This is a genomic window from Hymenobacter lapidiphilus (genome assembly GCF_003417065.2).
In the GTDB taxonomy this organism is placed as follows: Bacteria; Bacteroidota; Bacteroidia; order Cytophagales; family Hymenobacteraceae; genus Hymenobacter.
This window is the reverse complement of the sequence record NZ_QVLT01000017.1, coordinates 1-21,432: the sequence shown is the minus strand read 5'-3', so window position 1 is coordinate 21,432 and position 21,432 is coordinate 1. Positions and strand designations below refer to the sequence as shown.

Annotated in this window: 18 protein-coding genes and 1 pseudogene; 11 read left to right on the top strand and 8 right to left on the bottom strand. The window is 59.0% G+C overall.

All coding sequences use genetic code 11. The features are described from left to right. The first annotated feature begins 26 nt into the window (after positions 1-26). The 4 genes and pseudogenes from D0N36_RS11445 to mnmE all read left to right on the top strand — a co-directional run bounded on the left by D0N36_RS11445 (position 27) and on the right by mnmE (position 3,659). The gene (locus D0N36_RS11445; RefSeq protein WP_116941553.1) at positions 27-1,046 is read left to right on the top strand and encodes a 3-oxoacyl-ACP synthase III family protein; all 1,020 of its coding nucleotides are present in this window, start codon (positions 27-29) and stop codon (positions 1,044-1,046) included. Positions 1,047-1,163: 117 nt separating this feature from the next. Further along, the gene (locus D0N36_RS11440; protein ID WP_116941550.1) at positions 1,164-1,823 is read left to right on the top strand and encodes a metal-dependent transcriptional regulator; all 660 of its coding nucleotides are present in this window, start codon (positions 1,164-1,166) and stop codon (positions 1,821-1,823) included. A gap of 82 nt (positions 1,824-1,905) precedes the next feature. After that, positions 1,906-2,187: a hypothetical protein gene (locus tag D0N36_RS19365; protein WP_116941548.1), complete on the top strand. Its 282-nt coding sequence runs from the start codon at positions 1,906-1,908 to the stop codon at positions 2,185-2,187. 81 nt (positions 2,188-2,268) lie between these two features. Beyond that, positions 2,269-3,659, top strand: a pseudogene (mnmE, locus tag D0N36_RS11435) (tRNA uridine-5-carboxymethylaminomethyl(34) synthesis GTPase MnmE). 11 nt (positions 3,660-3,670) lie between these two features. Here the strand turns inward: mnmE and D0N36_RS11430 are convergent. Next, the gene (locus D0N36_RS11430; RefSeq protein WP_116941544.1) at positions 3,671-4,570 is read right to left on the bottom strand and encodes an aldo/keto reductase; all 900 of its coding nucleotides are present in this window, start codon (positions 4,568-4,570) and stop codon (positions 3,671-3,673) included. A gap of 247 nt (positions 4,571-4,817) precedes the next feature. Between D0N36_RS11430 and D0N36_RS11425 the strand changes: the two genes are divergently transcribed. After that, positions 4,818-6,113: a citrate synthase gene (locus tag D0N36_RS11425; RefSeq protein WP_116941542.1), complete on the top strand. Its 1,296-nt coding sequence runs from the start codon at positions 4,818-4,820 to the stop codon at positions 6,111-6,113. 136 nt (positions 6,114-6,249) lie between these two features. On the opposite strand, the gene D0N36_RS11420 is transcribed toward D0N36_RS11425, so the two are convergent. The 7 genes from D0N36_RS11420 to lepA all read right to left on the bottom strand — a co-directional run bounded on the left by D0N36_RS11420 (position 6,250) and on the right by lepA (position 13,473). Next, positions 6,250-6,576 (bottom strand): hypothetical protein, encoded by a 327-nt coding sequence (locus D0N36_RS11420; RefSeq protein WP_147320842.1) that lies wholly within the window; start codon positions 6,574-6,576, stop codon positions 6,250-6,252. A gap of 214 nt (positions 6,577-6,790) precedes the next feature. Next, entirely contained in the window at positions 6,791-7,159 is a 369-nt protein-coding gene (locus D0N36_RS11415) for a hypothetical protein (protein WP_116941538.1), read from the bottom strand. Positions 7,160-7,495: 336 nt separating this feature from the next. Further along, entirely contained in the window at positions 7,496-9,445 is a 1,950-nt protein-coding gene (locus D0N36_RS11410; RefSeq protein WP_242478888.1) for an OmpA family protein, read from the bottom strand. 26 nt (positions 9,446-9,471) lie between these two features. Further along, positions 9,472-10,053 carry a 7-carboxy-7-deazaguanine synthase QueE gene (locus D0N36_RS11405; RefSeq protein ID WP_242478892.1) on the bottom strand — a complete coding sequence of 194 codons (582 nt, stop codon included), beginning with the start codon at positions 10,051-10,053 and terminating at the stop codon, positions 9,472-9,474. A gap of 393 nt (positions 10,054-10,446) precedes the next feature. After that, a complete protein-coding gene (locus D0N36_RS11400) occupies positions 10,447-11,358 on the bottom strand; it encodes a bifunctional 5,10-methylenetetrahydrofolate dehydrogenase/5,10-methenyltetrahydrofolate cyclohydrolase (protein ID WP_116941533.1) in 912 nt (303 codons plus the stop codon). Between the two features lie 18 nt (positions 11,359-11,376). Next, a complete protein-coding gene (locus D0N36_RS11395; RefSeq protein ID WP_116941530.1) occupies positions 11,377-11,580 on the bottom strand; it encodes a hypothetical protein in 204 nt (67 codons plus the stop codon). A 105-nt stretch (positions 11,581-11,685) separates the two neighbouring features. Next, a complete protein-coding gene (lepA, locus tag D0N36_RS11390; RefSeq protein WP_116941527.1) occupies positions 11,686-13,473 on the bottom strand; it encodes a translation elongation factor 4 in 1,788 nt (595 codons plus the stop codon). Positions 13,474-13,677: 204 nt separating this feature from the next. Between lepA and D0N36_RS11385 the strand changes: the two genes are divergently transcribed. From D0N36_RS11385 to D0N36_RS11360, 6 genes are all read left to right on the top strand, one after another. Further along, positions 13,678-14,079: a GlcG/HbpS family heme-binding protein gene (locus D0N36_RS11385; RefSeq protein WP_116941674.1), complete on the top strand. Its 402-nt coding sequence runs from the start codon at positions 13,678-13,680 to the stop codon at positions 14,077-14,079. A 150-nt stretch (positions 14,080-14,229) separates the two neighbouring features. Next, the gene (fdhA, locus tag D0N36_RS11380) at positions 14,230-15,465 is read left to right on the top strand and encodes a formaldehyde dehydrogenase, glutathione-independent (RefSeq protein WP_116941524.1); all 1,236 of its coding nucleotides are present in this window, start codon (positions 14,230-14,232) and stop codon (positions 15,463-15,465) included. Positions 15,466-15,725: 260 nt separating this feature from the next. After that, positions 15,726-16,592 carry a carboxypeptidase-like regulatory domain-containing protein gene (locus tag D0N36_RS11375; RefSeq protein ID WP_116941521.1) on the top strand — a complete coding sequence of 289 codons (867 nt, stop codon included), beginning with the start codon at positions 15,726-15,728 and terminating at the stop codon, positions 16,590-16,592. Positions 16,593-16,739: 147 nt separating this feature from the next. Further along, positions 16,740-17,003 (top strand): hypothetical protein, encoded by a 264-nt coding sequence (locus D0N36_RS11370; protein WP_116941519.1) that lies wholly within the window; start codon positions 16,740-16,742, stop codon positions 17,001-17,003. A gap of 97 nt (positions 17,004-17,100) precedes the next feature. Further along, positions 17,101-20,565, top strand: a complete 3,465-nt coding sequence (locus tag D0N36_RS11365; RefSeq protein ID WP_116941517.1) for a methylmalonyl-CoA mutase family protein — start codon at positions 17,101-17,103, stop codon at positions 20,563-20,565. Positions 20,566-20,644: 79 nt separating this feature from the next. Further along, the gene (locus D0N36_RS11360; protein ID WP_116941514.1) at positions 20,645-21,319 is read left to right on the top strand and encodes a DUF6000 family protein; all 675 of its coding nucleotides are present in this window, start codon (positions 20,645-20,647) and stop codon (positions 21,317-21,319) included. Positions 21,320-21,432: the final 113 nt, after the last annotated feature.

Below are 21,432 nucleotides of genomic sequence, written 5' to 3'. Positions count from 1 at the left end.
GCACTGCTCCGCAAATCCCTCCCCCGATGAACAACTCTCTCCGCAACTCTGAAATTGCCGGCGTCGGCCATTACGTGCCCGAGCGCGTGGTCACCAATGCCGACCTCACTACTCTGATGGAAACCACCGACGAGTGGATTCAGGAACGCACCGGCATCAAGGAGCGGCGCTGGTTCACCGAAGGCACCGACACTACCGCCAACATGGGCGCTAAAGCGGCCCGCCGCGCCCTGGAAATGGCTGGCCTCGAGCCCGACGACGTACAGATGATTGTATTTGCCACGCTTTCGCCCGACTACTTTTTCCCTGGCTCGGGCGTACTGTTGCAGCGTGAATTGGGCATCAAGGCCCCCATTCCGGCCTTCGACGTGCGCAACCAATGCTCGGGCTTCGTGTATGCGCTGAGCATGGCCGACCAGTTCATCAAAACCGGCATGTACGACAACGTGCTGGTGGTAGGCTCCGAAATCCACTCCTCGGGCCTCGATATCAGCACCCGCGGCCGGGCCGTATCGGTTATTTTTGGTGATGGTGCCGGGGCCGTAGTGATGCGCCCCTGCACCCGCGAGGGCCACGGTGTGCTGAGCACCCACCTGCATGCGCAGGGCGAATACGCCGAGGAGCTGATTGTGAAGGAGCCCAGTTCGAACCGCCAGGACCGGACCGCGTTTATCCAGAATCTGGAGAACGAGGTTGAGCTCTACCCTGTCATGAACGGCCAGAACGTGTTCAAGCACGCCGTGGTGCGCTTCCCGCAGGTTATCAAGGAGGCGCTTGATGCCAACGGTTACCAGCCCCAGGACCTCGACATGCTCATTCCGCACCAGGCCAACCTGCGCATCACCCAGTACGTGCAGCAGAAAATGGGCCTCCCCGACGACAAGATATTCAGCAACATCCAGCGCTACGGCAACACCACCGCCGCCTCGGTGCCCATCGCCCTGAGCGAGGCCGTGCAGGAAGGCCGCATCAAGCGCGGCGACTTGGTGTGTCTGGCCGCCTTCGGCTCGGGCTTCACTTGGGCCTCGGCGCTTGTTAAATGGTAAATTCCAGACTTGAGTAAAACCTAAAAAGCAAAGTGTGAAGCCCGCTACGTCGCTTGAAGCAGCGCAACTGGCTCCGCACTTTGGCTTTTTATCTTTGACTTTTGACCTTCAACACGCATGCCCAGCTTCACTGAGGAAAACTATCTGAAAGCCGTTTACAAACTCTCGGAGTTTCAGCCGGGCACCGAGGTGAGCACCAACAGTGTGGCCGAGGAGCTACTAACCCGCCCGGCTTCGGTGACCGATATGCTGCGGCGCCTCGGCGAGAAGGGCCTCGTCAACTACACCCGCTACCGGGGCGTCACGCTCACCGAGGCCGGGCGGCGGGTGGCGCTGGCCACCATCCGCAAGCACCGTTTATGGGAGGTATTTCTGGTTCAGCACTTCGGATTTCACTGGGATGAGGTGCACGACGTGGCCGAGCAGATGGAGCACGTCGACTCCGAGCTGCTGGTGCGCCGCCTCGATGAGTTTCTGGGCTTCCCGCAGCTTGACCCCCATGGCGACCCGATTCCGACGGCCGAAGGCGTATTGCACCGCCCCGAGCACCGCCTGCTAGCCGACCTGCGCCCCGGCGAGCAGGGCCGCGTGGTGTCTGTCAGGAACACCTCCGCCCCCTTCTTGCAGTACCTCGACAAGGTGGGCGTTGGCCTCGGCACGCACATTGAAGTCATGGATAAGATACTATTTGACAATTCCTTGGAAATCAGAATCAACAAAGAAGGCAAGCAGCTCATTTCAGCCGAGGTAAGTCGTAACCTGATGCTAACGGATTGATGGCCGAAAGCCATTTTGGTGCCGATAATTCTGCGTTGATGAAACCAAGCCATACGATACCCACCATCAACTAACTCGGGCCATGTTGCTGACGCTTTTCCTGTCGGAAACTACCCCGATAGCCTTCGCAGGCTTAATCTTCACGGTCCCACTTGCCTTGGGTCTGTACTATCCTATTTTTTATCTGTCACGACCCAAAGCATCTGGAAGGTCTAAAATAGTGGCTTCAGTGCTAGCCTTTCTGCTGATTGGGCTTCAGGGATTATTGGACGATGAATTTGGAGGGGGGCTGGTGAAACTATTCTTTTACTTGCCTCTGGGAGTTGTCATAGTCAATGCGGTGCGGAGTGAAACCGGGCAATAAATCTATAAGGGCTTACCCTCTCATATTTTAGTTCGCACTTCGGGTCACCGTACCTTTGCGGCCCTATCATACCAAACTGCTGTGGCCGCCGACCTGCCCCTCTCCCTTTCCGATACCATCGTCGCCCTCTCGACTCCGCCCGGCGCCGGGGCAATTGCCTTAGTGCGCCTCTCGGGCCCCCAGGCCATTGCCATTACCGACGAGGTGTTTGCCGGCAAGCGCTTGGCCGAGCAGCCCGGCCACACGCTGCACTACGGCACCCTGCGCGACGGCACGCAGATTCTCGATGAGGTCGTCGTGTCGCTCTACCGCGGCCCGAACTCCTACACCCGCGAAGACGTGGTGGAAATCAGTACCCACGGCTCCGACTACATCGTACGGCAGGTGCTGGCGCTGTTGCTGCGCCACGGCGCCCGCCTGGCCGAAGCCGGCGAGTTTACCAAGCGGGCCTTCCTGCACGGCGCCCTCGACCTGGCCCAGGCTGAGGCCGTGGCCGACCTTATTGCCGCCGACTCAGCCCTGAGCCACCAAGTGGCGCTGCGCCAGATGCGGGGTGGTTTCTCGCGTGAGCTGCGGGAGCTACGGGGCCAGCTGGTACACTTCGCGGCGCTGCTGGAGTTAGAGCTGGACTTCGGGGAGGAAGACGTGGAGTTTGCCGACCGCACCGGGCTGGTAGTGCTGCTGCAAGAGGTGCAGGCCCTGGTGCGCCGGCTGCTGCGCTCCTTCGAGTTGGGGAACGTCATCAAAAACGGCGTAACCACCGTTATTGCTGGCCGGCCCAATGCCGGAAAAAGCACCCTGCTCAACGCCCTGCTCAACGAGGACCGCGCCATCGTATCGGAGGTGGCCGGCACCACCCGCGACCTGATTGAGGATGAGGTGAGCATCGAAGGCATCCGCTTCCGGTTCGTGGATACGGCTGGCCTGCGCGACACCACCGACGTGGTAGAGGCCCTCGGCGTGGAGCGCACCCGCCAGCGGGTGCAGCAGGCGGCGCTGGTCGTGTATCTATTTGACCTATCGACAACTTCTCCGGCTGAGCTTCAAGCGGAGATTGAAGCATTGAACCTACCTGCCGGCGTGGGCGTGCTAGCCGTGGGCAACAAGCTCGACCTGGCCACCGAAGCCCAAGCCGGCCCCTTCCAGACCCGGCCCGAGACGCTGCTACTAGCTGCCGGGCGGGCGTCGGCATTGAAGAGCTGCGCGCCGCCCTGCTGGCTCGCGTCCGCCTCGATGGCCTCGACCAGACCGGAGCCAGCACCATCGTCACCAACCTGCGCCACGCCCGCAGCCTGGAGCAGGCCGACCGCCACCTCGACGCCGTGCTGGTGGGCCTGAGCACCGGCGGCGGCACCGAGCTGCTGGCCGCCGACCTACGCCATGCCCTGGGCGCCCTGGGCCAGATAACCGGCGAAATCAGCTCCGACGACCTGCTCACCAGCATTTTCACCCAGTTCTGCATCGGCAAGTAAGTGCTGCGGGCCTAGCGGTGCTCCTGGTAGGTGTTTGCCGGCGCGAGCTGCAGCAGTTCGTGGCGGGCATCGGGTGGTAGCGGCGCACTGCGGGCCAGCTGCAGCGCCTCCGCCAGCTGCGCGGTGGTCCGGATGCCAAGTATGGCGGCCGTTACGCCCGGCGTATCGAGCACGAAGCGGCCGGCCACCTCGACGGGCGGGCGCTGCAAGCGCTTTGCCACCGCGGCCACGGCAGCTGCCGCTGCATGAGCGGCCCCGGCCGGTTGGCCCAGGTACTCGCGGGCAGGCTTGCCGGCCAGCAGGCCCTGGGCCAGCGCCCCGCGGGCCAGTACACCTACCCCGTGGGCAGCCAGGTGGGGCAGCACAGCTTCCAATGGGCGCTGGTCGAGCAGGCTGAGCTGCAGCATCACGCTGCTCAGGCCGGTGTCGGGCACGTAGCGCCGGATGACGTTGGGCCGGATGGAAGAAATACCGTAGTGCCTGATTTTGCCCTGCTCCCGCAGCCGCTCGAAGGCTTCGACTACCTCATTCAGTGGGTCGGCGAGGGTGCCACCATGTAATTGGTACAGGTCGAGGTAGTCGGTTTGGAGGCGGCGCAGGCTGGCCTCGGCGGCCTGCCGGATATAGGCGCCCGAGGGGCACCAATCCCAGCCCTGGCCATCGGGCCGCCATTGGTTGCCTACTTTGGTGGCCAGCACAACCTGGGTGCGGCAGTGGCGGAAGGCAGCCCCAAAAAGCTCCTCGTTGCGGCCGTGCTCGTATAAATCGGCCGTATCGAATAGGGTGATGCCGCCGGCCCGGGCCTCATCGAGCAGGCGGCGGTCGGCAGCCGCATCGGCCCCCAGCGACATGCCGCCAAAACCCAGACGGCTTACCCGCAAATCAGTGGTACCCAGGTGGGCATAGTGCATAGCGTGCGGAAGTAGAACGGTGGCGCAGTTTAGATGCCATGATGCGAAAAAAAGGGCGGATAAGCCGTAAAAAAACGGGCTTTATGCCGCACTTATCGGCCCCGTGGCGTTTCTTTGCGCTAGGTGAAATGGCAAACAACCACCCTATTCGGTTTGTACTATAGCCAGTAACCGCCGACCAGGTTGCCCGCTTGCCGGTTATTATCTTTAAATTCGCCCTGTACCCCCACTTTTCAACCTACGCTTTATGGCAGAATCTGCTGAACTGACGCTCAACGGGCAGTCGTACACGCTCCCCGTAATTGAAGGCACTGAGCACGAGAAGGCCTTTGACATCAGCAAGCTCCGCGACCAGACGGGCTACGTAACCATCGACCCCGGCTACAAGAACACGGGAGCCTGCAAAAGCGCCATCACCTTCCTCGACGGCGAAGAAGGCATTCTGCGCTACCGCGGCTATCCAATCGAGCAGCTGGCCGAAAACTCCACTTTCATCGAAGTTGCTTACCTGCTGATTTACGGCAAGCTGCCTACCCAAGGCGAACTCGACGCCTTCAGTTCCCAGGTTACCCAGCACACGCTGGTGCACGAAGACGTGCGCAAGATTTTCGACGGTTTCCCGTCGGCGGCCCACCCAATGGCCATCCTGAGCTCCCTCATCTGCTCGCTCACCGCCTTCTACCCCGAAAGCGTTTCGCCCGACCTGAGCAAGGAGGAAACCGACCTGAACGTGATTCGGTTGATGGCTAAGATATCGACCATCGCGGCCTGGACCTACAAGAACAACATGGGTCATCCGCTCAATTACCCGCGCAACGACCTCGACTACTGCTCCAACTTCCTCTACATGATGTTCAGCTTCCCCACGGAGAAGTATGAAATCAACCCTGTAGTTGTAAAGGCGCTCAACAAACTGCTCATTCTGCACGCCGACCACGAGCAGAACTGCTCTACCTCGACGGTGCGCCTCGTAGGTTCGGCCAACGCCTCGCTCTACGGCTCGGTTTCGGCTGGCATCAACGCCCTGTGGGGTCCGCTGCACGGCGGTGCTAACCAGGAAGTAGTGGAAATGCTCGAAAGCATTGAGCGCGACGGTGGCGACACCCAGAAATGGATTGATAAGGCCAAGGACAAGGACGATTCGTTCCGCCTGATGGGCTTTGGCCACCGGGTGTACAAGAATTTCGACCCCCGCGCCACCATCATTAAGAAGGCCGCCGACGACGTGCTGAAGGCCCTGGGCCTCGAAGCCAGCCCCCTGCTCAAGATTGCCAAGGAGCTGGAGCAGGCTGCCCTCACCGACGAGTACTTCGTGCAGCGCAAGCTTTACCCGAACGTGGACTTCTACTCGGGCATCATCTATAAGGCCATCGGCATACCTACTGAGATGTTCACGGTAATGTTTGCCCTAGGCCGCCTGCCCGGCTGGATTGCCCAGTGGAAAGAGATGCGCACCAACAAGGAGCCCATCGGCCGCCCCCGCCAGATTTACGTGGGCGAAACCGAGCGCGACTACGTAGCCATCGACCAGCGTAATGCCTAAGTTACAGTGTTGCAGGCCGGCCCAGCCGGTTTGCAATGCCTGTACTACCGCAATAAAAAAGCCCGCATATGCGGGCTTTTTTATTTTCAATCAATTCGAGTGTTACCTAAAGTAACACCTGATACTAAGCTGTCAATCAACGAATATTGACGGCTGTGAATTCAGATTTGAGACCATCGTAGACGGCGAGCTGCTTGGGTTGCAGCAAGGCTGCTACATCCCATTCGTAGCGCTGTAGCAAGTCGGATAGCGCCTGGTCGAGGTTTGCGGGCTCGGCCTTAAGCTGGTTGCGCAAAGTTGCCATCTCAGAGAGCAAGCCCACGTTGAGGCGACGGAGCTTGATGTACTGGCCTTCGCTGAGCTGAGTACGCTCGGCAATGCGCCAGGTCATGGCCGTGGCCCGCTCGCCCATCGTTGTGCCCCCGCCATCGGCCTGGGCCGCAGTAGGAGTTCCAGAGGACATGAGTAGTACTAGGCCGAGTAGAGTAAGCACGTTTTTCATAGTTGTAGAAGGTTTGGTGGAAAAATCAGCAACCATCCAACTTCACTGTCCAAAATTGTCTTATCAAGATACTAAACAAATATGACATAAGCAATATTTGTTTTATTTCGGATGCTGTTGTAAGCTTAGCCCACGGCCCAACTCCAGGGAGTCGAGCCGTGGCAGCTCAAGCTTACTATTTCGACAGCGTACCCATAGCCGTCATGCTGGCGCGGTGCTGGTCGAACAAAGACCGTTGGGCGGGCCGCAGCATATCAAGCAGGGCCATTTCGTAGTAGAGCTGGGCATCGGCCAAGCGCTGGTCGAGCATTGGCTGCTCAGCGGCGAAACGGGACTTCAACTCCTCCTGCTCGCTCAGCATCCGGATGTTGAGTTGCTTGAGCCGCAGGTACTGGCCTTCATCGAGCCGGATACGGTCGGAAATGGCGCGGGTGAGAGCCGTAGCGCGGGCCGTAATGCTGGTGGGGTTGTCGGCGCGCGAAGCGGCGAATATTACACCTGGAGCGGCAATAAGCAGGCAAACGAAAATTGCAACTTTCTTCATGGGGAAAAGGGAGAAAGGGTTGGAAGATGAATCTTTAGGGCTGTCAGTAGCGGAATGTCTCCTATTGAAGACCTTTCACCACTACTCCCACAAGCGCCGGCTGCTTTATGGGAATAATCAAATGTACACCTAAATATTAAATTATAAAATGTTTTTTTATCACTATTCTAATCAATAACTTTTATGAATATCTATTAAACATCTCATTATCAAACCAATGATTATGCTACAGAAAAGAAAAACTCCAACCAAAAAAGTGCAATTACTCGCGTAATTGTCCTTTTTTTGGTTGGAGTGGATAGTATCAGAGGCCGGCAGAGCCTGGCTTGATGCGCTTTACAAAATCCGCAGCTCGATACGGCGGTTCTGCTGGCGGTTGTTTTCGGAGTCGTTGGGGGCAAGCGGGCGGGCCTCGCCATAGCCCTTGTAGCGCAAGCGGGCAGCCTCCACACCCTGGCCTAATAGGTAGCGGTATACCGATTTGGCCCGGTTCTGCGACAGTACCAGGTTATCATCGTCGGAGCCTACATCATCGGTGTGGCCGGATACCTCCACCTGAATGGTGGGGTACTGCTTCATGAAGCTCACCAGCCGGTTGAGCTCGGTGCGCGACTTAGGCTTGAGCTCGTACTGGCTCACATCAAAAAACAGGTTGTTGAGCACCACACTACGGCCCGCACCTACCGGATCGAGGTAGAGGTCGAGGGTGAGCGGGTTGAAGCTGCGGCGGCTGCTGTAATCGAAGCTCAGGCTACGCAGCAGGTATTTGTCGGCGGCGGCGTACATGGCATACTGGCGGCCCTCGTTGAGCACCACGGTATACTCGCCGGTTTCGGCATCGGAGTTCACGTACTGCACCAGTTCGTTGGTATTGAGGTCGTAGAGCTGCACATCGGCGGCAATGGGCTTTTTGGTCACGGCATCGAACACCCGTCCCTGGGCGTACGTGCTGGTTTCGCGGGCACGAATGCTGGCAGGCGTCTCGAACGAGTACAGCTCTACCGGCTGGTCGCGCTGGCGCTTCACGCCCGGCTCGGCCGTACGCCAGCGCGAGCAGAAGCCCCGGCGGTTGTCGGAGCTGATAAACAGCGACGCTTCGTTCTCAAACGTATTGAGCGGGTAGCCCAGGTTGCGGGGCGCGTCCCATTTGCCATCGGACGACAGCTCGCAGCGGTAAATGTCGAGCCCGCCCATGCCTACCAGTCCGTCGGTTACATAGTAGAGCGTAGTGCCGCTGGCATGGATGAACGGGGCCATGTCTTTGCCGGGCGTGTTCACGGGTGTACCCAGGTTGCGGGCAGGCGTCCAGTTACCCTGCTCGTCGAGCGTTGTTATATATATATCCTCCTGGCCCTGCCCGCCGCGCCGGGTGCTGGTGAAATACAGCGTGCGGCCATCGGCCGAAAGCGTGGGCTGCGAGTCCCATTCGGGCGAGTTTACGTTGCGGCCCAGGTTTTCGGGCTTGCTCCAGGCATTGCCGGTGCGCCGCGAGATGTACAGGTCGCAATTGCCCACCGAGTTGGCCCGGTCGCAGGAAGCAAACACCAGTGTTTTGCCGTCGCCGGAAATAGCCCCGGCCCCCTCGTTGAACGAGGTGTTGATGGCCGGCGAGATAGAGGCCGGCTCGCCCATGGTACCATCGGGGTTCTGGCGGCTCACATACAGGTTTTCGTCGCTGGCAGCCGTGGGGCGGCCGGTAAAAAGCAGAAAGCGGCTGTCGGCCGTGAGTACCGGAAAGTACTGAAACCGATAGGTGTTGAGCGGCTCAGGCAGCCGGGTTGGCTCGGGGCCGGTGGGTGCGGCTATGGCCTCGGCAGCAAACGCGCAATTGAGCAGCTGGCGCTTGGCCTGCGGAATGTTGCGCTGGCCTTTGGGAGCCGTTTTGATAAACTTCGGATACGCATCGGCCGCCGTGGTGTAGTCGCCGAAACTCATGGCCAGCTCGCCCAGCATAAAGTAGTCGTTGCTCCGAGCCGCATCGACAGGCAGCTTGGGCAGGCCCGTCCGGTAGGCCTCGAAAGCCGCCTGGTTTTCGCCCATAGCCTTTAGCAAAGAGCCCCGCAGCAGATAAGGCTCGCCCAGCGACGGAAACTTCTGCGTGAGCTGATCGAGCGTTTCGAGTGCTTTGATAAAGTCGCGGCCCTTGGCCTGCGCCTGTGCTTTATCCCAAAGGCCACGGGCCTTGGTATTGGAGGAGCTGAGCTGCGCCTGAGCAGCTGCCGGCCGCGGCGAAAGGCTACCAACGGTTAGCAGCAGCACCAACGGCACGAAGAGCGAACGACGCATACAGAACGGGCTAAAGGATGAGGGCGCTAAGGAATATCGAGGTACTTATGGGTCTGTAATGATACCTGCCAGCGTGGGTGAGCCTTCACAAACTCCACGATGAGCGGGGTCATGATGGCAGCCTTGCTCCACTCCGGCTGCAGGTAAAGGCGGCACTCGGGCCCCACCTGCGCGGCATGTTCTTCGGCCCAGGCAAAGTCACTTTTATTGAAAACTACAATTTTCAGCTCGTGCGCCGCCGCCAACACTGCGGGCAGCGGAGCCTTGAACTTCTTGGGCGATACGCAAATCCAGTTCCAGTTTCCGCTGAGCGGATAGGCGCCGCTGGTTTCAATCCAGGTTTGGCAGCCGGCCTGCTGCAGCGCAGCCGTAAGCGGGCCCAGTTCGTGCATGAGCGGCTCGCCCCCGGTTATCACCACATTACGGCCCGGGTGTGCCGTTACGGCCGTTGCCAGATCGGCAATGGTATGGCGCGGGTGGGCATCCAGGGGCCACGACTCCTTCACGTCGCACCATACGCAGCCCACGTCGCAGCCGCCGAGGCGGATGAAGTAGGCAGCGCGGCCGGTGTTGTAGCCCTCCCCCTGAATGGTATAAAACTGCTCCATCACGGGCAGTGAAGTGGCGGCCGGCGTAGCTGGAGTAAGCGGAAGTTGGTGCAGCAAAACGGGTAATCTTCTGAAAAAAAACAAGCCGGGCCGCCGGGAAATCCAATTACCACAGTAACTGGCGCTTTTCCCGGCAGACCGACTTTAAAAGTACTACAACGCTCCTAATTCTGAAAGCTCAGGCAGAGTTAATTGGATTTTAGGGTCTTGCGGATTTGGGCTGGCAGAACGGCCTAGGATGTGAGGCTTGCCCCCGCCCGCCGCACAAAACGAAGCCTTTTTGAGGTGGCTATGCTTCACTAGCCGGATTGTCAGAGGCCGTGCAACGACGGACGGGGGCAAATCCCGCGCCCTACGCCGTTCTGCCAGCCTAAGCGTCCCAATTCCCAACCCCTACTTGGGATATACCTCCCCCTTAGCAGCCCGCAGCGTATTCAGTAGCAGCATGGCAATAGTCATCGGACCGACGCCGCCGGGTACGGGGGTAATGTAAGAAGCCAGGGGGGCCACCTCGGCGAAATTCACGTCGCCCTTCAGAGCCCAGCCGGCTTTCCGGCTGGCATCCTCCACTCGGGTCGTGCCCACGTCAATCACTACTGCGCCGGGCTTCACCATGTCGGCCGTTACGAAGCCGGGGCGCCCCAGGGCCGCCACCAGAATGTCGGCCGTACGGGTGATTTCGGGCAGGTTCTGCGTGCGCGAGTGGCATAAAGTAACGGTGCAGTTACCAGGCTCCATGTTCTTGGCCAGCAGGATACTAACCGGCGTACCCACGATGTTGGAGCGGCCAATCACTACGCAGTGCTTGCCATCGGTGGGCAGCTCGTAGCGGCGCAGCAGCTCCACGATGCCCGAGGGCGTGGCCGGCAGTAGCGCTGGCAGCCCGGCTACCATCCGCCCGATGTTCATCGGGTGGAAGCCGTCCACGTCCTTATCGGGGCGCACGGCCTCAATCACCTTGTTGGTATCGATGTGGCGGGGCAGCGGCAGCTGCACGATGAAGCCGTCGATTTGCGGGTCCTCGTTCAACTCGGCCACCTTGGCCAGCAGCTCGGCTTCCGTGATGTCGTCTTCGTAGCGGAGCAGCGTGCTCTCGAAGCCCACCCGCTCGCAGGCCAGCACCTTGTTGCGCACGTAGGTTTCCGAGCCGCCGTCGTGGCCGACCAGAATGGCGGCCAAGTGAGGCGTTTTGTGGCCGGCCGCCTTCCGGGTAGCTACTTCGGCCGCAATTTCAACTTTGATGTCCTCGGCGGTTTGCTTGCCGTCGATGAGGCGGTAGGTCGTGGCGTCGGGGGCGGTTGTCATGCAGCAGGAAGGGGTTGGTTAGGCAGAAGGCTTATCAGCGGCGGCCGATGCGTCGGCAACCGACGCTTCGTAGGCCGCAATGGCTTCGGCACCGGCGGCAAGCAGGGCCTTTTCCATCACGGGCCAGTCGTCGCGCCAGCGGAACTTACGCTCCTGACCGCGGCGGATTTTCTCTAGCTGGTCGTAACTGCGACAGTTCTTAACGAGATGGTGGTCAGACATGGTTTGAGGGAAAGCAACACACGCCCGGTTAAGAAGTGCATCAGATGAAAAAATGAATAGGTATGCGTAAAAGAAACGCGCCGGCGAAAGGCGCGTTTCCACTCATCAATCTAGTTTCAGCACGGCCAGGAAGGCCTCCTGTGGTATCTCCACGGAGCCAACCTGGCGCATCCGCTTCTTGCCTTCCTTCTGCTTTTCGAGCAGCTTGCGCTTGCGGCTGATGTCGCCGCCGTAGCACTTGGCAATTACGTTTTTGCGCAGGGCTTTCACCGTTTCGCGGGAAATAATTTTCTGGCCAATACTGGCCTGAATGGCAATTTCAAACTGCTGGCGGGGCAGCAACTCGCGCAATTTCTCGCACAGGCGGCGGCCCCACTCGTAGCTCTTGCTGCGGTGCACAATGGCCGACAGGGCGTCGACCTTCTCACCGTTGAGCATGATGTCGAGCTTGACCATATCCGACTCGCGGAAGCCGATCAGCTCATAGTCGAGCGAGGCGTAGCCGCGGCTGATGGTTTTGAGCTTGTCGAAGAAGTCGAACACGATTTCCGACAGCGGCAGCTCGAAGGTCATTTCTACCCGCTCGCTCGTCAGGTAGCTCTGGCCCTTGATGACGCCGCGCTTTTCCATGCAAAGCGTGATAATGGGTCCTACATAGTCGGCCGCCGTAATGATCTGGGCCTTGATGAAAGGCTCCTCGATGTACTTGATCATGTTCGGCTCGGGCATTTCGCTCGGCGCGTTGATGGTCAGCAGCTGGTCTTTGGTACCGGTGGCGTGGAACTGTACGCTGGGCACGGTGGTAATCACCGTCATGTTGAACTCGCGCTCCAGCCGCTCCTGCACGATTTCCATGTGCAGCATGCCCAGGAAACCGCAACGAAAGCCGAAGCCTAGGGCCACCGATGTTTCGGGCTCCCAAACTAGCGAGGCATCGTTGAGCTGGAGCTTTTCCATGCACGAGCGCAGCTCCTCGTACTCAGTGGTATCGACGGGGTAAATGCCGGCGAAAACCATCGGCTTCACATCAGCAAAGCCCTTGATGGCTTCCTTGGTGGGATTGGCGACATGGGTAATGGTGTCGCCCACTTTTACTTCGCGGGCTTCTTTGATGCCCGAGATGAGGTAGCCCACGTTGCCGGCGCCCATTTCCTGGCGGGGCTCCTGGTTGAGGCCCAGAATACCAATTTCGTCGGCGCCGTACTCCTTGCCGGTGGCCATGAAGCGGAGCTTGTCGCCCTTGCGCATGGTGCCGTTCTTGATGCGGAACAGCACTTCGATGCCGCGGTAAGAGTTAAAGACCGAGTCGAAAATCAGGGCCTGCAACGGGGCTTCGGGGTCGCCTTTGGGGGCCGGCACCCGCTCGATGATGGCGTTGAGGATGCCTTCGATGCCGAGGCCGGTTTTGCCGGAGGCGTGGAGGATGTCTTCGTACTCGCAGCCGATGAGGTCCACGATTTCGTCGCTCACCTCCTCGGGCATGGCGTGGGGCAGGTCGATTTTGTTGAGGACGGGGATGATTTCCAGGTCGGCCCCGATGGCGAGGTAGAGGTTGGAAATCGTCTGGGCCTCAATACCCTGCGAAGCATCGACGATGAGCAGCGCGCCTTCGCAGGCGGCAATGCTGCGGCTTACTTCGTAGCTGAAGTCGACGTGGCCGGGAGTGTCAATCAGGTTGAGCGTGTAGATTTCCCCCTTGTAGGGAAACTGCATCTGGATGGCGTGGCTCTTGATGGTGATGCCCCGCTCCCGCTCCAGGTCCATGTTGTCGAGCAGCTGGGCCTGCATATCGCGCTTGGACACGGTGCTCGTGAATTCGAGCAGGCGGTCGGCGAGCGTACTTTTGCCGTGGTCGATGTGGGCAATGATGCAGAAATTGCGGATGTTCTTCACTGAAGGCAGTTTTTTCTAGGTTCAAAGGTACGCAACGACGCCCGGATATGCTACGGCCGGCCGGTAGCCCTGGCGGCCGGCGGCCGTAGCAGCCCTCATTACTGCCTAGCCACAGCAACGGCCCGGCCGCCACCGTAACGGCCGCGGCCGGACCATCTTTTCGGCTCCAACCCGCGTATGAAAGTATTCACCAACCAAATTCCCATGAACTCTATCAACCTCCAGCAGGCCCAGCAAATCATCGAAGCCGCCCGCCAGAAGTCCCAGGAAATGGGCGTGAAAATGAACATTGCCGTGGTCGATGCTGGGGCGAACCTCGTGGCCTTTGCCCGCATGGACGGGGCCTGGCTGGGTTCGCTCGACATCTCCATTAAGAAGGCTAAAACGGCCCGCTTCTTCGACATGCCTACCGGCAACATCGGCGGATTGTCGCAGCCCGGCGGCCCGCTTTACAACATTGAACACTCCAACGGCGGCCTTATCACTTTCCCCGGTGGCATTCCGCTTAAGCAGGGCGATGAAATCGTTGGGGCTATTGGCGTGTCGGGCGACTCGGTTGAAAACGACCACACCGTGGCCGAAGCCGGCATGCAGGCGCTCAAGTAGCCGGTAGCCGCCCGCATCGGGGCTATTGGGCCAAACCTTTCGGCCTTTCCCGGCTTCCTTTAAGTACCCGAACGGCGGACTTCCCTTGTGGCGAAGGCCGCCGTTTGGCGTTTTACAGCTTATTTCCCATCCCCATCACCCCCCAATTTTATGGCTAACAACAGAGGCGTAGTGTACCTGGAGCCCGGCAAAGTAGCCGTCCAGGATATTGACTTTCCGGAGCTAAAAAACCCGAAAGGCAAGAAAATCAACCACGGTGTGGTGCTGAAAGTAATATCGACCAACATCTGCGGCTCGGACCAGCATATGGTGCGGGGCCGCACCACGGCACCCGCCGGCCTGATACTGGGCCACGAAATAACCGGCGAGGTGATTGAGGCAGGTACCGATGTGGAGTTTCTCAAGAAGGGCGACCTGGTATCGGTGCCATTTAATGTGGCGTGTGGCCGGTGCCGCACCTGCAAGGAGATGAAAACTGGTATCTGCCTGAGTGTGAACGAAGGCCGCGCCGGTGGCGCCTATGGCTACGTAGATATGGGCGGCTGGATTGGCGGGCAGGCCGAATACGTGATGGTGCCCTACGCTGATTTCAACCTGCTCCAGTTCCCGAACAAGGACCAGGCAATGGAGAAAATCCGCGACCTGACCATGCTGAGCGATATTTTCCCAACGGGCTTCCACGGGGCGGTGAAGGCTGGCGTGGGCCCGGGCACCACCGTGTACATTGCCGGAGCCGGGCCGGTAGGGCTGGCCGCCGCGGCTTCGGCCCAGCTGCTGGGCGCGGCCGTGGTAATAGTAGGCGACATGAACAAGGCCCGCCTCGCGCACGCCCGCTCGTTCGGCTGCGAAACCGTGGACCTGACGCTCGACGCGACCCTGACTGAGCAGATTACCCAGATTCTGGGCGTGCCGGAAATCGACTGCGCCGTTGACTGCGTAGGCTTCGAGGCCAGCGGGCACGGCACCGACTCGAAGAAGGAAGTCCCGGCGGCCGTGCTCAACTCGCTCATGGAAATAACCCGCGCCGGGGGCTCCATCGGCATTCCCGGCCTCTATGTAACCGAAGACCCAGGCGCCGAGGACAAGGCGGCTCAGAAAGGCAACCTCTCCATCCGATTCGGGCTGGGCTGGGCTAAAAGCCACTCGTTTCATACCGGCCAGACGCCCGTTATGAGCTACAACCGCCAGCTCATGCAGGCTATTCTGTACGACAAGGTGCAGATTGCCAAGGCCGTGAACGTGGAGGTTATCAGCCTCGACGATGCGCCCCGCGGCTACGAGGAATTCGATAGCGGCGTGGCCAAGAAGTTCGTCATCAACCCCCACAACCTGATTCCAGACGTGAAGCCCAAGGCCAAAGCCAAGCAGGAGCCAATTGATGCCTAACGCTGTAGTTGCTTGTACTGAAATGCCCCGGCGGACTCGGCGGGGCATTTTCATGTCTTGTTATTTCGCCATCCCATATCGGACAAGCGAAACTAGGAATCGTACGGTGGTTTGAACTGGAGTCGTTGGGGGAGCAATTTCTGGCAGGATTTGCGCGGGACTTACAAAAGCTCCGACAGGGGCGCTTGGCTTCCCTCACCCTCTTGCAACGTTCAATAGTCCTGCCGCACTCTTCCGGTCGTACCAACTTTACTTCCAGAATGCGCCTTTTACTGTTGTTGCTGGCTTATGCGTCTCCCCTGCTGCTTTCTGCCCAAACCCTCCGCGGCCGCGTACTGCGCGCCGACTCCACCGCCACTCCAGTGCCCTTCGCTTCCATCGGCGTGAAGGGGAAGGCCGATGGCACCGTCGCCGATGCGCAGGGCCGCTTCCGCTTCCCCGACTCTCCCGAGTTGGCAGCCACCGACTCGGTTATCGTAACGGGCGTGGGTTACCGGCCGGGCCGGCTGGTATTGGGGCAACTTCGGCAGGCAGACCTTACCATCAGGCTGCAAACCCAGCCCCAGGCCCTGCGCGAGGTAACGGTACGCCACCGGCAGCTACGGCCGCAGGTGCTAGGCCGCGCCAGCACCGGCGGAATTGCCCATTGGCAGGTGAACAGCATCGTGAAGGACAGTATCCGCCGCCGCGAAAAGCTCGGCTCGGAGTTCGGCACCTTCCTCACTTCGCCCCGCAACTGCTACGTAGACGATTTCAATGTGTATGTGGAGAGCAACCCGTTCCAGCAGGTGCGCTTACGACTGCTGTTCTACGCCGTGCGTGCCGGCCGGCCGGCAGAGCAGTTGTTGCCCACTGATATTCAGCTGGTGCTAGCCGACCAGCAGCGAGGCTGGATTAAAGTCAATTTGCGGCCGTACAATTTGCAGTTCAGCAAAGGGCAAAAAATAGTAGTGGCGCTACAATGGCTCGACGCAGTGGGGGAAACGCCCGGCTACAACCACTTCGATGTTCCGGCAGCATTTCCCTCCCCATTACATTTGATTTATACCCGTGATAAAAGTCAAGCTAAATGGAAGTTCTACCCCGCCCGGCCCAGCATATACCTAAACGTACAGAGTTGGCGGTAACACTTTGGGCCCGGCTTGCCCCTGTAACAACTCTCGCCACCTCAGCAACACCTTCCGAAACTGAAGCGGCAGCCGCGACTAATGTGCTAACGTATCTATCTGGAGAAGTGAATATCATAAGCGTTTCATCTCCATTACCCCAAACTCATGCCTTTCCGTATTGATAACCGACTTTTTCGGCTTGAAATAGCAAGTGATGTAAACTTGCGTGATGGCCTCGGCTGGGAACTATGGGAAGGAAGTTCTATGCTGGTGGAAATTTTCCGGCATGATGACTTAAAGAAAATAACCTTCACGACTTTTACGCCTGTTGACATTCCCATCGAGGCCTTAGATTACTTGCTTAATGATTTTAACACAACTGGTGGAAGAAATTTCATAGAAGATTTCGAAGAGGAGTCGACTGACTAGGATTACACCACTCGCTCCTTTCAACCCACTTCCAACGCGCCCCCGCTGCCTGTTTCGTACCTTAGCCCTACCAAAACCCACCCAACCGCCCCTCGATATGCAAGCTCCCGTAGCGCCTTATAAACCCAAAAACCACGTCCGCATCGTAACGGCCGCCGCCCTGTTCGATGGGCACGATGCCGCCATCAACATCATGCGCCGCATCATCCAAAGCAGTGGGGCTGAGGTAATCCACCTGGGCCACAACCGCTCGGTGCAGGAAATCGTGGATTGCGCCATTCAGGAGGATGCCCAGGCCATTGCTATTACCTCCTACCAGGGCGGCCACAACGAGTACTTCAAGTACATGCACGACCTGCTGAAGGAGCGCGGCGCGGGCCACATCAAGCTCTTCGGCGGCGGCGGCGGCGTGATTCTACCCTCCGAAATCGAGGACCTGATGAACCACGGCGTCACCCGCATCTACTCGCCCGACGATGGCCGCGCCATGGGCCTGCAGGGTATGATTAACGACTTGCTCGAACAGTCCGACTTCCCGACCGGCCAGAACCTCAACGGCGAGGCCGACCACCTCAAAGACAAGAACGCCCGCGACATTGGCCGCCTCATTTCCGCCGCCGAAAACTTCCCGGATGAATTCTTGGCGGTCAGCAAAAAGCTGAAAGCTAGTAGCGCCTCTACCGACGATAAGAATGACAAGCTGGCAACTCCTATATTAGGTATCACCGGCACGGGCGGCTCGGGCAAGTCCTCGCTCGTGGATGAGCTGGTGCGGCGCTTCCTGATGGACTTCCCTGAGAAGACCATTGCCATCATCTCGGTGGACCCCAGCAAACGTAAAACCGGCGGGGCGCTGCTCGGCGACCGAATCCGGATGAACGCCATTAACAGTCCCCGGGTGTACATGCGCAGCCTGGCTACGCGGCAGAGCAACCTGGCGCTCAGCAAGTACGTGCAGGACGCCGTGGACGTGGTACGGGCCGCCGACTTCGACCTCATCATCCTCGAAACCTCCGGCATCGGCCAGTCCGACACCGAAATTATCGAGCACTCCGACGCCAGCCTCTACGTGATGACGCCCGAGTACGGCGCGGCCACCCAGCTGGAGAAAATCGACATGCTCGATTTCGCCGACGTCATTGCCCTCAACAAGTTCGACAAGCGCGGGGCCCTCGACGCTTTGCGCGACGTGCGCAAGCAGTACCAGCGCAACCACGGCCTCTGGGACAAGCAGACCGATACCATGCCGGTCTTCGGCACCATCGCCTCGCAGTTCAACGACCCGGGCATGAACCGGCTGTACCGCGCCGTGCTGGCCACCATGGAGGAGCGCACCGGCCACGCCTTTGCCTCGAAGCTCGAAACCTCGGTGGAGGACTCCGAGAAGATTTACATTATTCCGCCGCACCGCACGCGGTATCTTTCCGAAATAGCCGAAACCAACCGCCAATATGACCAGTGGGTTCAAAAACAGTCTGCCACAGCGCAGCAGCTCTATGGAATCCGACAAGCCGTCGGAGCCGTTGAAAGCCTCGGTAACGACCGAATTGGAAAAAGTACCGGAGGACTTGGTAACGGCGGCGGCCCAGCAGGCGGCGGAATCGAGCCCGGAGCACTCGTGGCCGGCCTGGAGAGCACCTTCGAAGAGGTCAAGCTTCGGCTGGACGGGCAGAACTGGAAGCTCCTGGAGAACTGGCCGCAAACGGTAGCCGCCTACAAAGCCCCCGAGTTCGTGTTCAAGGTGCGCGATAAGGAGCTGCGGCTGCAAACGCACACCCAGAGCCTGTCGGGCACTCAGATTCCGAAAATAAGCCTGCCGCGCTACACCGCCTGGGGCGACCTGCTCCGCTGGCAGCTCCAGGAGAACGTGCCCGGCGAGTTTCCCTACACGGCCGGCGTGTTCCCCTTCAAGCGCGAGGGCGAAGACCCCACCCGCATGTTTGCCGGCGAAGGCGGCCCCGAGCGCACCAACCGCCGCTTCCACTATGTGAGCATGGGCCTGCCCGCCAAGCGCCTCAGCACGGCCTTCGACTCGGTGACGCTCTACGGCGAAGACCCCGACGTCCGGCCCGACATCTACGGCAAAATCGGCAATGCCGGCGTGAGCATTGCCTGCCTCGACGATGCCAAGAAGCTCTACTCGGGCTTCAACCTGGCCAACCCCAGCACGTCGGTGTCCATGACCATCAACGGCCCCGCCGCCACGCTGGCCGCCTTCTTCATGAACGCCGCCATCGACCAGCAGTGCGAGTTCTATATTAAGGAGCACGGACTGGAAGAGGAAGTCAGCCAGAAAATTGACGCCATTTACGCGGCGTACGGCCAGCCCCGCCCCCACTACCAGGGCCCTTTGCCCGAAGGCAACGACGGCCTCGGCCTGCTACTGCTCGGCGTAACCGGCGACCAGGTGCTGCCCGCCGACGTTTACGCGTCCATCAAAACCCGCACCCTCACGCAGGTGCGCGGCACGGTGCAGGCCGATATTCTCAAGGAAGACCAGGCCCAGAATACCTGCATCTTCTCCACCGAATTCGCCCTGCGCCTCATGGGCGACGTGCAGCAGTACTTCATCGACGAGAAGGTCCGCAACTTCTACTCGGTGTCTATTTCGGGCTACCACATTGCCGAGGCCGGCGCCAACCCCATCACCCAGCTGGCCCTCACGCTCTCCAACGGCTTCACGTTTGTGGAGTATTACGTGAGCCGGGGCATGGACGTGAACGACTTCGCCCCCAACCTTTCGTTCTTCTTCTCCAACGGCATCGACCCCGAGTACGCCGTTATCGGCCGGGTGGCGCGGCGCATCTGGGCCAAGGCCATGAAGCTGAAGTACGGCGCCAACGCCCGCTCGCAGATGCTGAAGTACCACATCCAGACCAGCGGCCGGAGCCTGCACGCCCAGGAAATCGACTTCAACGACATCCGCACCACCCTGCAGGCCCTGTACGCCATCTACGACAACTGCAACAGCCTGCACACCAACGCCTACGATGAGGCCATTACCACGCCCACCGAGGAATCGGTGCGCCGGGCCATGGCCATCCAGCTCATCATCAACCGCGAGCTGGGCCTGGCCAAGAACGAAAACCCGCTCCAGGGCTCGTTCATCATCGAGGAGCTGACCGACCTAGTGGAGGAAGCCGTGCTGCTCGAATTCGACCGCATCACGGAGCGCGGCGGCGTGCTCGGGGCCATGGAAACCATGTACCAGCGCGGCAAGATTCAGGAGGAGAGCATGCACTACGAGATGCTCAAGCACACCGGCGAGTACCCCATTATCGGCGTCAACACCTTCCTCTCGTCGAAGGGCTCGCCCACGGTGATACCCGCCGAGGTGATCAGGGCCACCGAGGAGGAGAAGCAGTACCAGATTACGATGCTGGAGGCCCTGCAGGCCCGCAACGCCGCCGAGGCCCCCGCGCGCCTCAAGCACCTGCAGCAAGTCGCCGTCGCCAACGGCAACCTCTTCGAGGAGCTGATGGACACCGTCAAGTTCTGCTCGCTGGGCCAGATTACGAACGCGTTGTTTGAGGTCGGCGGGCAGTACCGGCGGAATATGTAAGCGGCTTGTTTGGCTGAATAACAAAGGGTGCTATCTTGTCGAGGTAGCACCCTTTTTTAATGAGTTAAATTAAGACAATATGGCTTTTTTGAAACTATGGACTAAGCTATTCGGCAACAATGATGAAGCAACTGAAATTGCTTTACACGTTTCTGGGGCAACATCTAGAAACCAGAGCAACTTTGATAAACTCGAATCTTATCGTAATGAAGGAGAACTTTCCGAAGAATTTATTGATAAGTGGGTTATGGATTTTTATATGAATTCAATAAACAGCATGGACGAAGCGACTCTTGCTAACTACGTAAATGCAGCAAGAGAAATAACTCCTGAAATTGTAAAGCAGTTATTGGGCGATTTTGATTGGAGGCCAAGAATCGTAGGTGCCTACTTTGCTGCAATCAAAAATTATAGCGAATTCAAGGATATAATTGGGGTTCACTTACTAAAAAGCGAGGTTTGCTACGCCGGTTATGGCTATGCATTGGCTTTAGCAGTATTTGCCGACGAAAAATCTAAATCCTATTTGACCCTTTACCTTGATTATTATTTGAAACGCAAAGATTTGTGGTATAACCAAGGAGATATATTAGCCGCTTTATTTTTAGTAGACACTGATAAGGCTAGCAAGTATTTGGGCCAATGGAATACTTTTGTAAAAGACAAACCATACTGGAGCTTAGAAAGCAATAGAGCTAGCATGGTTAAGAGTATAGAAGCCACAAAAAATATAGGCACTTTAAGTAAGCAATAATTCCTCTGGCTTGATGCAAAGCCATTCGTAGCTTTTACTACATCGTCCCCAGCCCGCCGCTGCCGTCACGGGCCGCTTCGGGTGGGGCCGGGGGGCGCGGGGGCGGGGTGGTG

Coding starts and splice junctions, on each gene's coding strand:
- D0N36_RS11445 (WP_116941553.1), top strand. CDS start 27: ATGAACAACTCTCTCCGCAACTCTGAAATTGCCGGCGTCGGCCATTAC.
- D0N36_RS11440 (WP_116941550.1), top strand. CDS start 1,164: ATGCCCAGCTTCACTGAGGAAAACTATCTGAAAGCCGTTTACAAACTC.
- D0N36_RS19365 (WP_116941548.1), top strand. CDS start 1,906: ATGTTGCTGACGCTTTTCCTGTCGGAAACTACCCCGATAGCCTTCGCA.
- D0N36_RS11430 (WP_116941544.1), bottom strand. CDS start 4,570: ATGCACTATGCCCACCTGGGTACCACTGATTTGCGGGTAAGCCGTCTG.
- D0N36_RS11425 (WP_116941542.1), top strand. CDS start 4,818: ATGGCAGAATCTGCTGAACTGACGCTCAACGGGCAGTCGTACACGCTC.
- D0N36_RS11420 (WP_147320842.1), bottom strand. CDS start 6,576: ATGTCCTCTGGAACTCCTACTGCGGCCCAGGCCGATGGCGGGGGCACA.
- D0N36_RS11415 (WP_116941538.1), bottom strand. CDS start 7,159: ATGAAGAAAGTTGCAATTTTCGTTTGCCTGCTTATTGCCGCTCCAGGT.
- D0N36_RS11410 (WP_242478888.1), bottom strand. CDS start 9,445: ATGCGTCGTTCGCTCTTCGTGCCGTTGGTGCTGCTGCTAACCGTTGGT.
- D0N36_RS11405 (WP_242478892.1), bottom strand. CDS start 10,053: ATGGAGCAGTTTTATACCATTCAGGGGGAGGGCTACAACACCGGCCGC.
- D0N36_RS11400 (WP_116941533.1), bottom strand. CDS start 11,358: ATGACAACCGCCCCCGACGCCACGACCTACCGCCTCATCGACGGCAAG.
- D0N36_RS11395 (WP_116941530.1), bottom strand. CDS start 11,580: ATGTCTGACCACCATCTCGTTAAGAACTGTCGCAGTTACGACCAGCTA.
- D0N36_RS11385 (WP_116941674.1), top strand. CDS start 13,678: ATGAACTCTATCAACCTCCAGCAGGCCCAGCAAATCATCGAAGCCGCC.
- fdhA (WP_116941524.1), top strand. CDS start 14,230: ATGGCTAACAACAGAGGCGTAGTGTACCTGGAGCCCGGCAAAGTAGCC.
- D0N36_RS11375 (WP_116941521.1), top strand. CDS start 15,726: ATGCGCCTTTTACTGTTGTTGCTGGCTTATGCGTCTCCCCTGCTGCTT.
- D0N36_RS11370 (WP_116941519.1), top strand. CDS start 16,740: ATGCCTTTCCGTATTGATAACCGACTTTTTCGGCTTGAAATAGCAAGT.
- D0N36_RS11365 (WP_116941517.1), top strand. CDS start 17,101: ATGCAAGCTCCCGTAGCGCCTTATAAACCCAAAAACCACGTCCGCATC.
- D0N36_RS11360 (WP_116941514.1), top strand. CDS start 20,645: ATGGCTTTTTTGAAACTATGGACTAAGCTATTCGGCAACAATGATGAA.